The organism is Rhizobium sp. 01L410, from assembly GCF_056400165.1.
Window position 1 is genome coordinate 142,715 of the sequence record NZ_JBFTST010000014.1, and the last position, 12,516, is coordinate 155,230.

Genomic DNA, 12,516 nt, shown 5'->3' on the forward strand with positions numbered 1-12,516 from the left:
ACTTTAGGAAATGACGCGGCGCGATGGCAGCGACATATGACAATGGTGACTATTCGATTTGTGAATGATCAGCCGCGCTTCAGGCCGCAAAAGGAAATGAGACGCTCGGCGAGATCGAGGGCCAGCGGCGAGGCGGTGTCGCGGTAAAACAGCGCGAGTTCGAAATTCTCGATCGGCGGCAGACCCTCGGTGGTACCCAGCACGCGATGCCCCTGAAGCCGGCAGGTTGCCGGCAGGAGACTGACGCCAAGGCCAGCGGCAGAGGCTGCGGCAAGCGCCGCGAGCCCGCCGCTGCTATAGCCGACGCGCCACCTGAGGCCGAGGCCTTCAAGCGTCTCGCACAGTTCTTCGCGGTAAAGGCCATTCACCGGAAAGACAGCGATCGGCACCGGGGATTGTTCGATCGCCGGATACTTTTCGCTGTCGAACCAGAGCAGCGGCTCGGCACGCGCGGCCCGGGGCAGATGCACGCGCACCTGCTTGACGAGCACCAGATCCAGTTCCTCCAGCAGATAGGCCCGGTGAAGTTCGCGGCTGAGGCCGCTTGAGACATCCAGCCGCAGATGCGGATGCTCGCGCTTGAATTCGGCGAGAAGGTCGATAGTCGGTACCGTCAGATCCTCAGGCATGCCGAGGCGCAAGATGCCATCCCTCCACGGCCCCGTCAACGCGTCATGCGCCTCCTCGTTGAGCGCGATGATGCGGCGCGCATAGCTCAGCAGCTTGATGCCTTCTTCGGTCAGCCGCACCTCATGCGACGTCCGCTCAAGCAGCGCTTTTCCCAGCAGCTCTTCCAGCCGCCGGATCTGCTGGCTGATGGTCGATTGCGACAGCGAGACGCGATCGGCGGCGCGGGTGAAACTGCTGGTCTCGCAAACCGCGACAAAGCTGATCAGCAATTGCGGGCTGAACATCGGATAGCGTGTCATTTTCTCGCTGTCTCAACCATCGCCGACTCCTGTCTGCCGGCAATTATATACGGGAATGCCGGGCTCGGGTCAGTGCAGGCGGGATCCGGCAGGCCGCCGATTGACCGCAAGCCTGAGAACGCTGATCAAACGCGCGGCCGATCTCATGACTTCGAATGCGATATCAGGGTCGCCGCCGGCGATATCGTCGGCCAGGCGCCGCAGCGTCTGCGACACATCGGTGATGAGCGCACCCATCTGGGCGCGGTCTTCGTCCCGGAGGCCGGCAAGCAGGCTGAGGAGCGTATCGGCAAAGTTCAGCAACGCCGTGGTCGCCTGCGCCGGGGTGAGTGTCGAATGAGATATCTGCGTCATGGGCTCGCTTTCACGGGTTAGGTGTCGCGAGCTAAAGCGATTTCAAGGTTGTACCGTGACGAAGACGCCCCCTGCTTCAAAGTGCCCGGCTAAGGCGGTCGTGGCGCAGTGGAGGCCAGTTGTTCTCACTGGCGTCGTCGGGCTTTTGACCCTTGGTTCTCAGGAGTTCCGTAGCAGCATCAAACCCGACAGCGCGGGAATAGACGAAACCCTGGCCGAGAATGCATCCCATGGCGAGAAGATGCGATGCCTGCTCTTCAGTTTCAATGCCCTCGGCAACGACCTTGATGCCAAGCCGATGGGCAATGCCGATCAGTCCTTCGACGATGGCGGCACCCGGTTCTTCGCTGATCAGGCGATCGACGAAGGACTTGTCGATCTTGATGATATCGACGGGAACGGTCAGCAGATGGGTGAGCGAGGCATAGCCGGTGCCGAAGTCGTCGAGCGCGACGCGCAAGCCCTGTTCGCGAAGCGCCCGGATCTCGTCGCCGACCGTATGATCGCGCGGGCCGAGATAGACGGATTCCGTCACCTCCAGGATCACATGGTCCAGCGGGACGCCTTTGCCGATGAGATGTTCGTCCAGTTTCGCTCGGAGATTGCCGGTGTGAAAATCGGCAGCCGACAGGTTGATCCCGACGTGCTGAAGGGGGAGGCCGAGATCAAGCCAGCGGCGCATGTCTGATGTCACCATATCGAGCATGCGTTCGGTCAGTTGCAGGGCGATCTCGCCGTCCAGCATCGCCTCATGGAAATGGGCCGCCGCGACCGTCTCGCCGGCCGGCGTGCGCATACGGCACAGCGCTTCAAAGCCGACGACCTCGCCCGTGTCCAGCCGGACGATCGGCTGGTAATGAGCTTCGATCCGCCGCTCCGCCAGCGCGATGCCGACATCGCGAATGGCTCGGAAACGCCGGGTCAGCGCGGTGCCCATGCCGGGATAATAGGCGGTGAACTGGCCGCGGTGCCGGGACTTGCCGTGATAAAGCGCGACATCGGCATTCTGGCGGGGATCACCGTCTCCGGCAACGGCGCCGCCCGCCGTCATCGATGGGAAGACCACATGCTTGTCGCACTGGGCGGGCCGCTTGACGGCGCGAAGGATGGCATCGCCGCAGGCTGCCAGCTCCTCCATGCCGCCGCCATCTAGGATCACGGCGAACTCATCGCCACCTAGCCTGAAAGTCCGCTCCGGCGGAACGACCGATGCGATGCGCCTGGCGACCGTCCGGATCAGCGCATCGCCTGCACCATGCCCGAAGGTATCATTGACCAGTTTGAGATTGTCGATATCGGCAAGCAGCAGACCGAAGGTGCGGTTGGCGTTCTGGAGTTCTTCCAGCACTTCGTTGAACCGCGCGCGGTTGGCTTCGCCGGTCAGCGCGTCCGTGTAGGTCAGACGTTCGCGCTCGCGGACCCTTTCATCGCGCTCGATGGCGATGGCGCAGAGATGCGTGCAGGTTTCGATGATTTCCTTGTCTCGATCGTCAGGACGCCGGCACTCCTGAAAATAAAGAGCGAAGGTTGCGATGACCCGGCCTGCGCTGATCACCGGGGTGGACCAGCATGCCAGAAGACCGAGCGGCAAAGCCAGATCGCGATAGGCCGCCCATCTGCCATCGGTTGCGATATCTGTGACGATAACAGGGACACCGTAGAAGGCGGCCGTGCCGCACGACCCCGCAGCCGGTCCGACCTCCAGATTGTCGAGAGCTTGGCTATAGGAATGGGGCAGGGACGGGGCTGCGAGCGGATGGAGCCTGCCGTTTTCAACCCGAAGAACAGAGCATTTGACCTCCGGAAGCCTGATCTCAACCAGCAGGCAAAGCGCCTCCAGCGTTGCCGCAAGCGGCTCGCCCTTGGCAATGCGTTCCAGAACCTTGTTTTGCAATTCGAGCATGTCATCGCCGCGGGGTTAGCAAAACCTAAAGTAGGCGGATGAACGATCAAATCTCGTTTCAGGAATAGCTAAAATTGACGCGATTGCCAGATTTTTGGCAGCGCGTGGACGATCGCACAGGTTTTATCGGTCAGGGACCGCAGCCCGAGGCTTTTGCCGGCCAATCATTCGCTCACACGCACGATCAGTTTTCCGAAATTCTTGCCTTGCAGCAGGCCGATGAAGGCCTGGGGCGCATTTCCCAGACCATCGACGATATCCTCACGGAATTTCAGGCAGCCATCCGCCAGCCATCCGGATGCCTCTTCAAGAAAATCCGGCCGCTGCGCGGCGAACTCGCGCTGAATAAAGCCGCGCACGGTCAGGCTCTTGCGCAAAACGGCGCGCATGAAGCCGGGGAGGCGGTCGAATCCCTCCGCCGCCTCATTGTTGTAATGCGCAATCAGCCCGCAGACGGGCACGCGTGCGAAGTCGTTCAGAAGCGGGAAGACCGCTTCCCAGACATGGCCGCCGACATTCTCGAAATAGACGTCGATTCCATCCGGGCAGGCCAAGGCGAGCTGAGCGGTAAAGTCCTTCGCGCGGTGATCGATGGCGATATCGAAGCCGAGCTCGCCGCTGACATAGGCACACTTCTCGGCCCCACCGGCAATGCCTACGACCCGGGCTCCGCGTATCTTGGCGATCTGGCCAACCACCGCACCGACAGCGCCGCTGGCGGCAGCGACGACGACGGTCTCGCCTTGCTGTGGCTTGCCGATGTTGCGCAGGCCGGCATAGGCAGTGAAGCCGGGCATGCCGAGAACCCCGAGCGCGGTTGTCAGCGGCGCCTGCTGCGGATCGAGCTTGCGCAGCCCCTCACCGTTTGACGTCGCATAGGTCTGCCAGCCCGAATGCGACAAGACGAGATCACCGGGCGCGAAATCGCTGTTTCGGCTGCGGATGACGCGGGCAACGGTGCCGCCCTCCATGACCTGGCCGATGCCAACGGGTACGGCATAGGATTTGGCGTCATCCATGCGTCCGCGCATATAGGGATCGAGCGACAGGAACAGGATCTGCAGCAGCACTTCACCTTCCGCTGCCGCGGGGACCGGCTGCCGCTCGATCTGGAAATTCTCCGGCACGGGCGATCCTTTCGGCCGTGACGCCAGGGTGATCCTTACGTTTTCCAGTGCTTCGGGCATGACAATCCTTTCCATGATGAAGACGGTGTTTCGCGCAGGCCGACGCTAACGCCGTCATGCGCGAGCGGCACGGTCGATTTTTCCCTTCTTTCAACTCCAAAGAGAAAGCGTTTTCTTACGACAGCAATTATCTACTGATTTTATAGACAATATAGAAATCAAAGAGGCGTCGTGATGACATACCTTCTCAGCCTGCTCGACAAGGCCCCGATCGAAGAGGGCGCCAATGCCGCCGAAGCGCTCGTGGCGGCCGTCAAGCTTGCGACCGCCGCTGAAGAGCTCGGCTATCACCGTTTCTGGGTGGCAGAGCATCATAGCATGAGCAACCTTGCAAGCTCGGCGCCGGAGATCCTGATCGCCCATCTTCTGGCAAGGACACGCTCGATCCGCATCGGCTCCGGTGGCGTGATGCTGCAACACTATAGCGCCTACAAGGTTGCCGAGACCTTCAACGTTCTCTCGTCTCTTGCGCCGGGGCGTGTCGATCTCGGTGTCGGAAAGGCGCCGGGCGGCTTTCCGTATTCGACGCGCGCGCTGCAGGTCGCGATCGATCCGGCGCTGAAGCCGAGCTTTGCCGACCAGCTCTCAGACCTGAACGCTTACCTCGCTTTTGAGACGCGTGAAGACCGCGCCGCGGCAACGCCGATCCCGCCGGTCAAGCCCGAACGCTTTCTGCTGGGCGCCAGTGTCGAAAGCGCGGTTCTCGCCGCCGAAAAGGGCTGGCGGCTGGTCTTTGCCGGGCATCTGAACGGCGATCCTGACAATCTCAAGCGTACCTTTGATGCTTACGCCCATGCAACCGGAGGGGATGTTCCGATCCTCGCGCTCGCGGCCTTTGCCGCCGAGAATGCCGAACAGGCCCGTCAGCGGGTCGGCGATCTGCGGATCGTCAAACTGTTCCTGCCGAACGGTCAGACCGTGAATGTCGGCAATGAGGAGCAGGCCGCAGAATATGCCAAACAGGCAGGCGTCGCCGAATTCAGGACCGAGGAGAAGATCCCAAGTGTCCTGCATGGAACGGCACGCCAGGTGCGCGACGCGCTCGACGGCCTCCACTCCCAATATGGCGTCCAGGAATTCGTGCTCGACACGCCGGCTCTGACGCCGAGCGAACGTCTGGCGTCGATCGAGCTCCTCGCCAAAGAACGCCTTACACTAGCTGCCTAACTGCGCTCCGGAGACACATCATGGCTCAGAAACACGTCACTTTCGGTATCATGCTGCAAGGCCCGGGCGGCCACATGAACGCCTGGAAGCATCCAAGCGGCCCGGCCGATGCATCGACCAATCTTCAGTTCTTCATCGATACGGCGCGCAAGGCCGAGGATGTAGGCATCGCCTTCGCGTTCGTCGCCGACGGCCTCTATATCAACGAGCTGTCGATCCCGCATTTTCTGAACCGTTTCGAGCCTCTGACCATCCTGTCGGCGCTGGCCGCCTCGACGTCGAAGATCGGTCTCGTCGGTACGGTCTCGACCTCCTATAGCGACCCCTTCACCATCGCCCGCCAGTTCGCGTCGCTCGATCTCATCAGCGGCGGCCGCGCCGGCTGGAATGCCGTGACCTCGCCGCTGGAAGGATCCGGGCGCAATTATGGGCGCGAGCATCCCGAGCATGAGCTAAGATACGAGATCGCCGAGGAATATATCGACGCGACCAAGGGGCTATGGGATTCCTGGGATGACGATGCCTTCATCCGCGACCGCGACAGCGGGCAATATGCCGACTTCGAAAAGATGCACCGGCTCGATCACAAGGGGCGGTTCTTCCGCATCGAAGGGCCGCTCAATATCCGCCGCTCGAAGCAGGGTCAGCCGGTCGTCTTCCAGGCGGGCGCCTCGGATTCCGGCATAAAGCTTGCTGGAAAGCACGCCGACGCTGTCTTCACCAATGGCGGCCCGATCGAGGAGGCGAAGACCTTCTACAAGCAGCTCAAGCAGAGCGCGATCGCTCAGGGCCGCAGCGCCAGGGAGATCGGCATCTATCCCGGCATCGGCCCGATCGTTGGGGCGACGGCGGAGGAGGCGGAAGCCAAGTATCAGGCAATCCGGGGTCTCGTGACCATCGAGGAGGCCTTGCGCTATCTCGGCCGGTTCTTCGATCACCACGATTTCAGCGTCTATCCGCTGGATGAACAATTCCCGGAACTCGGCGATATCGGCCGCAACAATTTCCGCGCCACCACCGACCGGATCAAGAAGACGGCGCGCGAGAACGGCCTGACACTGCGCGAGGTAGCGCTCGATGCGGCAACGCCGCGCACGGCCTTCATCGGAACCGCCGATCATATCGCCGACGAGATCATCCGCTGGATCGATAGCGAGGCCGCCGACGGCTTCATTCTCGGCTTCCCCGTGATCGCCGAGGGCTTCGACGACTTCGCGCATCACGTCCTGCCCATCCTGCAGCGCCGCGGCTATTTCGATCCCAAGCTGAAGGGCGAGACGCTTCGCGATCATCTGGGACTGCCTTTCCGCACCAGCCGCTATGCCGAAGGCGACGGCGATGCAGACCAGCGAAAGGCCGCCAGCGCCTGAGCGCTGGGGAAACGTCTGATGAACGCAAGAGCTCAAACACCTCTGAAGCATGATCGCGTGGAACTGGGGATAGCCTCATTCCTCAACGAATTCATCGAGCTGCGCCGCGATCTTCACCAGTATCCGGAACTGGCCTTTCGTGAACATCGCACGAGCAAACTCATCACCTCGCGTCTTGCCTCATGGGGCTATGACGTCGAACACGGCATTGCCGGAACCGGTATCGTTGCGACGTTGAGGAAGGGAAGCGGTGGCAGGAAGCTTGCCATTCGCGCCGATATGGATGCGCTGCCGATCGAGGAGGCGACGGGCCTTGCCTATTCGAGCAGCAATCCCGGTGTCATGCATGCCTGCGGACATGATGGGCACACAACCATCCTGCTGGCCGCCGCGCGCTATCTCGCCGAGAGCGGCCGCTTTGATGGCACGCTTCGCCTGATCTTCCAGCCGGCCGAGGAGATCGGCGCCGGGGCGCGCAAGATGATCGCCGAAGGTCTGTTCGATCGCTTTCCTGTCGATGCGGTCTTCGGGCTCCACAATTGGCCTGGCGTTCCCGCGGGGCATTTCGGCTTCGTCGCGAATGCGGCCATGGCTTCGGTCGACCAGGCGGTGATCAGGATCGTGGGCAAGGGTGGCCATGGTGCCGAGCCGCATCGCGGCGTCGATCCGGTGCTCGCATCCGCGTCCCTCATCACGGCACTGCAGAGCGTCGTCTCGCGCAATGTCGATCCGCAGGACATGGCGGTGGTCACCGTCGGGTCGATCCATGGCGGGTCCGCGTCGAATGTCATCCCCGAAAGCGTCGAGCTGAAGCTTACCATGCGCGCCTATAGCGAGAGTGTTCGTGAAAGGCTGGAGACCCGCATTCCGGCATTGGCTCGCGCGCAGGCGGAAAGCTTTGGCGCGACAGCTGAAGTCGATTACCGGCGCGGTTTTCCGGCGCTCATCAACCATCCCGATGAAACGGCATTCGCGAAAGGTGTGGCGATCAAGGCATTCGATCGCAGCGTAACCGAGGATGATTTCCGCCCGCGAACGGCCAGCGAAGACTTCGCCTTCATGCTGCAGGAAAAGCCGGGAAGCTACCTCTTCATCGGCAACGGCGACAGCGCGCCGCTGCACAGCGCCCACTACGATTTCAATGACGCCATCATAGCGCCTGCTGCCCGCTACTGGGTGCAGCTTGCCGAAACCTTCCTCTCCGAAGACAACGGGTAACGACGACATGAGCGACACGTTTCTCTACACAACGCCGCTGGATCCGCAGGCAAAGCCGCTGATCGACGAGCTCATTCACGAATATGACAGCCGCTACGGCAGCTACTTCGATGAGAAGGGTGCGGCGGCCGAGCTCAACCGCTATCCGCCGGAAGCCTTCGCGCCGCCGGACGGGAACTTCGTGCTCTTGATCCGCGATGGCGTGACGATCGGCGGCGGCGCCTTCAAGCGCTACGACGAGCGGACCGCTGAGTTCAAGCGCATCTGGACCCGGTCCGACTTGCGCCGCCAGGGATTGGCGCGAAAGGTTCTCGTCGAGCTTGAGCTGCAGGCGGCCCGCCAGGGCTACCGGCGCGTCTATCTGACGACCGGGTTCAGACAGCCGGAGGCCGTCGGTCTCTATCTGAGCAACGGCTACACGGCGCTGTTCGACATCAATGTCGATCCCGAATTCTACAAGACGCTGCCTTTCGAAAAGGCGATCGCTTCAGGCGTCATGGCGCCGGCGGCGGATATCGACGCAACGCCGCTTCGTGCGGTCGCCAATCTTTGATTTGAGAAGGAGCAGGGCATGGCGCTGACCAGCGAATTTGCGGGTATCGCAAAGCACGAGCACAGAGCGGCGGAAACCTCCGACTATGCGCGCTACAGGATCGTTCCGGCGCGCCACCCGGCGCGTTTTGCGGGCACGGCCTTCGCCGCCGTCGTCATCGCGGCCATCATCTATTCGACATCCACGAACCCGCGCTGGGGCTGGAACGTCTTTGCCGAATGGTTCTTCGCAGAACCGGTGCTGGCTGGCCTCGGCCGCACCCTGCTTCTGACGGCACTCGCCACCATCTCCGGCTCCATCCTCGGAACGGCGCTTGCGCTGGCGCGTGTTTCCCGGTCGCCGCTGCTGTCCGGTCTCTCCTGGGGCTATATCTGGCTGCTGCGCTCGATCCCCGTCATCGTCCTGCTGCTGGTTCTCAATAACCTCGGCTATCTCTATGAAACCATTACGATCGGCATTCCCTTTACCGACACGGTCTTTGCGAGCTATCCGACGACGCAGCTTTTGACGCCGTTCGCCGCAGCCTTTCTTGGGTTGACGTTGAACCAGTCGGCTTTCTTCGCTGAAATCGTGCGCGGCGGCATTCTCTCGGTGGACCAGGGGCAGCTCGAGGCGGCCGCTTCTCTCGGCCTCTCGCATCGCCGCCAGGCCTTCCGCATCATCCTGCCGCAGGCCATGCGCTCGATCCTGCCGACAGGCTTCAACGAGGTGATCGGTCTCGCGAAGGCCACCTCGATGGTTTACGTGCTCGCTCTGCCGGAACTCTTCTACACGGTGCAGGTCATCTACCGGCGCAATCTGGAAGTCATTCCGCTGCTGATGGTCGCGACCGCATGGTATCTGGTCATCATGACCGTGCTGTCGATCGCTCAGCACTATATCGAACGGCATTATTCGAAGGGCGCCCTGCGCAATCCGAAGCCTTTGCCGTTCCAGGCCTTCTTCTCGCGCTTCACCCACAAGACGGCGGCAGCGGATTTTGTGTCTGACACGACGGTTGCCCATGCGGGGTTTGCCGATGCCGCGGTTCTGCGCGCCGGCGGGGCAATCAGCATCCAGAAAATTTCGAAAAGCTTCGGCTCGCTGAAGGTGCTCGATGGTATCGATCTCAATCTACCGGCAGGCAGCGTGACGGCAATCCTTGGACCCTCAGGTTCCGGTAAATCGACGCTGTTGCGCTCGATCAATCATCTGGAGCGCGTCGATGCGGGCTTCATTGCCGTCGACGGCGAACTCGTCGGCTACGAGCAGAAGGGCAATCTGCTTTATGAGCTGAAGGAAAAGGAGATCCTGAGGCGGCGCGCCGATATCGGCATGGTGTTCCAGAGCTTCAATCTCTTCCCGCATCTGACCGTGCTTGAGAATCTGATCGAGGCGCCGATCCAGGTGCGCGGTGCCAAGCGCGAGGAAGCCGTTCAGCTTGCTCAGGAGCTGCTCGCCCGGGTCGGGCTTGCCGACAAGATCAATGCCTATCCCCGTCAGCTCTCGGGCGGCCAGCAACAGCGCGTGGCGATTGCCCGGGCGCTGGCACTCCGGCCCAAGGTTCTGCTGTTCGACGAGCCGACATCGGCGCTCGATCCGGAACTGGTCGGCGAAGTGCTCGATGTCATCAAGGAGCTTGCCCGGACCGGGACGACGCTTGTCGTGGTGACGCACGAGGTCGGCTTTGCCCGCGAGATTGCCGATACCGTCGTCTTCATGGACGGCGGCAGGATCCTCGAATCCGGTCCGCCATCGAAGATCTTCACCTGGGCCGAACATTCCCGCACCAGAGAGTTTCTCGCCAAGGTGCTCTGAGCTTTCCGCAGAAAAAGAATTTCCGGCCGCGACGGGCGTCCGGATCGCATGCCAACACCCACAATCTAAAGAAGAAATAGAGTAGGGCCATGACATTCAGAAATAGTGCAATCCGCCTGCTAGCCGGCGCCGTTGCAGCGGCGACCCTGGGGATCGGCTCAGCACAGGCGGCCGAGAAGTTCAACTTGAGCCCGGATACCTCGAACCGCATCCGCGCCGAAAAGGACGAAGCCGCGATCAAGGCGATCTCTCCGTCTTTCAAGTTCGTCCAGAAGGGCAAGTTCACCGTCGCCATCAACCCCTGGGATCCGCCGGTCGCGACCTACGCAACGGATGCGAAGACCGTCGTCGGTACCGATCCCGAGATCGCCCAGCTTCTCGCCGATTCCTTCGGCCTCGAGCTGAATCTTGTTCCCGTTGCCTGGGAGGACTGGCCGCTCGGCGTCTCCTCCGGCAAATATGACGCCGTCATCTCCAATGTCACGGTGACGGAGGAACGCAAGGAGAAGTTCGACTTCTCCACCTATCGCAATGACGTACTCGGCTTCTACGTGAAGGCCGACAGCAAGATCAGCGCGATCAAGGAGCCGAAGGATGTCGCCGGTCTGAAGGTCATCACCGGCGCCGGTACCAACCAGGAGAAGATCATTCTCGAATGGGATCGTGAAAACGTCGCGGCGGGTCTGAAGCCGATCGAGGTTCAGTATTACGACGACCGCGCCGCCGCCGACCTCGCTATCCAGTCCGGCCGCGCCGATGTCGAGTTCAATCCGAACGCCACGCTTGCCTACAGCGCCTCCATCAAGGGCTCGACCAAGCTGGTCGGTACCGTGAGCGGTGGCTGGCCGGTTGCTGCCGAGATCGCGGTGACGACCAGGAAGGGTGCCGGTCTGGCCGACGCGGTAACACTCGCTCTCAACGACCTGATCAAGAACGGAAAATACGGCGAGGTGCTGAAGCGCTGGAACCTGACATCCGAGGCGACGGCGGAATCGAAGACCAACCCGCCAGGTCTGCCGAAGAGCGGTTCCTAAGGCTGGTTGAGCGGACCGGCGCGAGGGATGCGAGCCGGTCCGCACGTTTGTTTTCAGGAGATTTGAAATGATGTCTTTTGCTTCCTGGCGCCCCGCGCTGCTCTTGAGCGCAATGATGCTGTCAGGCTTCGCCACTGCGCATGCCGGTGACGAATTCGATCTGAGCCCCGAGCAGCCGGCCCGGGTTCACGCGGTGAAGAACGAGGCCGCGATCAACTCGATCCCGAAGAACTTTTCCTTCGTGACACCGGGCAAATTTACCGTCGCGATCAGCCCGGGCGGACCGCCGCTCGCGACCTATGCAACCGATGCGAAGACGGTCGTCGGCGCCGATCCGGAATATGCCGGCGCCATTGCCGAAAGCCTCGGGCTGGAGCTGGAGATCGTTCCGGTTGCCTGGATCGACTGGCCGCTCGGCCTGGTCTCTGGAAAATATGATGCGGTGATTTCCAATGTCGGGGTTACCGAACAGCGCAAGGAGAAGTTCGATTTCTCCACCTACCGCAAGGGGCTGCACGGTTTCTTCGTCAAGGGCGACAGCGCCATCACCTCCATTAAGGAACCGAAGGACGCTGCCGGTCTCCGGATCATCGTTGGTGCCGGCACCAACCAGGAGCGGATCCTGCTGAAATGGAGCGACGGGGACACCGCTGCCGGTCTAAAGCCGATCGAACTTCTCTATTTCGATGATGAGGCGGCAAGTCTGCTGGCGCTGCAGTCCGGCCGGGCCGACGTCATCGTTCAGCCACATGCGCAGCTGGTCTTCATTGCGGCGCGCGACAAGAACATCAAGCGGGTGGGAACGCTGAGCGCCGGCTGGCCTGATCGCTCCGATGTCGCGATCACCACGCGCAAGGGCAGCGGCATCGCCGATACGCTTACGATCGCGACGAACGGTCTGATCAAGGATGGCACCTATGCCAAGATCCTCGATCACTGGCATCTGTCAGAGGAGGCGTTACCCGCATCCGAGACGAACCCGCCCGGCCTGCCGAAATTCTGAG

At 61.7% G+C, this 12,516-nt stretch carries 11 protein-coding genes; 7 read left to right on the plus strand and 4 right to left on the minus strand.

Going from position 1 to position 12,516, the window contains the following annotated elements; translation table 11 throughout:
• Positions 1 to 68 precede the first annotated feature (68 nt).
• The 4 genes from AC1DV9_RS25360 to AC1DV9_RS25375 all read right to left on the minus strand — a co-directional run bounded on the left by AC1DV9_RS25360 (position 69) and on the right by AC1DV9_RS25375 (position 4,373).
• Entirely contained in the window at positions 69 to 929 is an 861-nt protein-coding gene (locus AC1DV9_RS25360) for a LysR family transcriptional regulator (RefSeq protein ID WP_477950428.1), read from the minus strand.
• A gap of 69 nt (positions 930 to 998) precedes the next feature.
• Positions 999 to 1,283: a hypothetical protein gene (locus AC1DV9_RS25365; RefSeq protein WP_112389950.1), complete on the minus strand. Its 285-nt coding sequence runs from the start codon at positions 1,281 to 1,283 to the stop codon at positions 999 to 1,001.
• Positions 1,284 to 1,359: 76 nt separating this feature from the next.
• Positions 1,360 to 3,186, minus strand: a complete 1,827-nt coding sequence (locus AC1DV9_RS25370) for a bifunctional diguanylate cyclase/phosphodiesterase (RefSeq protein WP_477950430.1) — start codon at positions 3,184 to 3,186, stop codon at positions 1,360 to 1,362.
• 164 nt (positions 3,187 to 3,350) lie between these two features.
• Complete coding sequence (locus AC1DV9_RS25375) at positions 3,351 to 4,373, minus strand: NADP-dependent oxidoreductase (protein ID WP_477950432.1); 1,023 nt, start codon at positions 4,371 to 4,373, stop codon at positions 3,351 to 3,353.
• A 174-nt stretch (positions 4,374 to 4,547) separates the two neighbouring features.
• Here AC1DV9_RS25375 and AC1DV9_RS25380 point away from each other — a divergent pair, with 174 nt between their 5' ends.
• From AC1DV9_RS25380 to AC1DV9_RS25410, 7 genes are all read left to right on the plus strand, one after another.
• Positions 4,548 to 5,540, plus strand: coding sequence for an MsnO8 family LLM class oxidoreductase (locus AC1DV9_RS25380; protein ID WP_477950434.1), 993 nt, complete (start codon positions 4,548 to 4,550; stop codon positions 5,538 to 5,540).
• A gap of 20 nt (positions 5,541 to 5,560) precedes the next feature.
• Positions 5,561 to 6,910, plus strand: a complete 1,350-nt coding sequence (locus tag AC1DV9_RS25385) for an LLM class flavin-dependent oxidoreductase (protein ID WP_477950436.1) — start codon at positions 5,561 to 5,563, stop codon at positions 6,908 to 6,910.
• 18 nt (positions 6,911 to 6,928) lie between these two features.
• Complete coding sequence (locus AC1DV9_RS25390; RefSeq protein ID WP_477950438.1) at positions 6,929 to 8,128, plus strand: M20 aminoacylase family protein; 1,200 nt, start codon at positions 6,929 to 6,931, stop codon at positions 8,126 to 8,128.
• A gap of 7 nt (positions 8,129 to 8,135) precedes the next feature.
• Positions 8,136 to 8,681 carry a GNAT family N-acetyltransferase gene (locus tag AC1DV9_RS25395; protein WP_477943768.1) on the plus strand — a complete coding sequence of 182 codons (546 nt, stop codon included), beginning with the start codon at positions 8,136 to 8,138 and terminating at the stop codon, positions 8,679 to 8,681.
• A gap of 18 nt (positions 8,682 to 8,699) precedes the next feature.
• Positions 8,700 to 10,478, plus strand: coding sequence for an amino acid ABC transporter permease/ATP-binding protein (locus tag AC1DV9_RS25400; protein WP_477950439.1), 1,779 nt, complete (start codon positions 8,700 to 8,702; stop codon positions 10,476 to 10,478).
• A gap of 89 nt (positions 10,479 to 10,567) precedes the next feature.
• On the plus strand, positions 10,568 to 11,512 hold the full coding sequence (locus tag AC1DV9_RS25405) for an ABC transporter substrate-binding protein (RefSeq protein WP_477950441.1): 945 nt from the start codon (positions 10,568 to 10,570) through the stop codon (positions 11,510 to 11,512).
• Positions 11,513 to 11,624: 112 nt separating this feature from the next.
• Complete coding sequence (locus tag AC1DV9_RS25410) at positions 11,625 to 12,515, plus strand: ABC transporter substrate-binding protein (RefSeq protein WP_477950472.1); 891 nt, start codon at positions 11,625 to 11,627, stop codon at positions 12,513 to 12,515.
• Position 12,516: the final 1 nt, after the last annotated feature.

What these genes read in the sequence shown, in the direction of transcription:
- AC1DV9_RS25360 (WP_477950428.1), bottom strand. Translation starts at nt 929, where the DNA reads ATGACACGCTATCCGATGTTCAGCCCGCAATTGCTGATCAGCTTTGTC.
- AC1DV9_RS25365 (WP_112389950.1), bottom strand. Translation starts at nt 1,283, where the DNA reads ATGACGCAGATATCTCATTCGACACTCACCCCGGCGCAGGCGACCACG.
- AC1DV9_RS25370 (WP_477950430.1), bottom strand. Translation starts at nt 3,186, where the DNA reads ATGCTCGAATTGCAAAACAAGGTTCTGGAACGCATTGCCAAGGGCGAG.
- AC1DV9_RS25375 (WP_477950432.1), bottom strand. Translation starts at nt 4,373, where the DNA reads ATGCCCGAAGCACTGGAAAACGTAAGGATCACCCTGGCGTCACGGCCG.
- AC1DV9_RS25380 (WP_477950434.1), top strand. Translation starts at nt 4,548, where the DNA reads ATGACATACCTTCTCAGCCTGCTCGACAAGGCCCCGATCGAAGAGGGC.
- AC1DV9_RS25385 (WP_477950436.1), top strand. Translation starts at nt 5,561, where the DNA reads ATGGCTCAGAAACACGTCACTTTCGGTATCATGCTGCAAGGCCCGGGC.
- AC1DV9_RS25390 (WP_477950438.1), top strand. Translation starts at nt 6,929, where the DNA reads ATGAACGCAAGAGCTCAAACACCTCTGAAGCATGATCGCGTGGAACTG.
- AC1DV9_RS25395 (WP_477943768.1), top strand. Translation starts at nt 8,136, where the DNA reads ATGAGCGACACGTTTCTCTACACAACGCCGCTGGATCCGCAGGCAAAG.
- AC1DV9_RS25400 (WP_477950439.1), top strand. Translation starts at nt 8,700, where the DNA reads ATGGCGCTGACCAGCGAATTTGCGGGTATCGCAAAGCACGAGCACAGA.
- AC1DV9_RS25405 (WP_477950441.1), top strand. Translation starts at nt 10,568, where the DNA reads ATGACATTCAGAAATAGTGCAATCCGCCTGCTAGCCGGCGCCGTTGCA.
- AC1DV9_RS25410 (WP_477950472.1), top strand. Translation starts at nt 11,625, where the DNA reads ATGATGCTGTCAGGCTTCGCCACTGCGCATGCCGGTGACGAATTCGAT.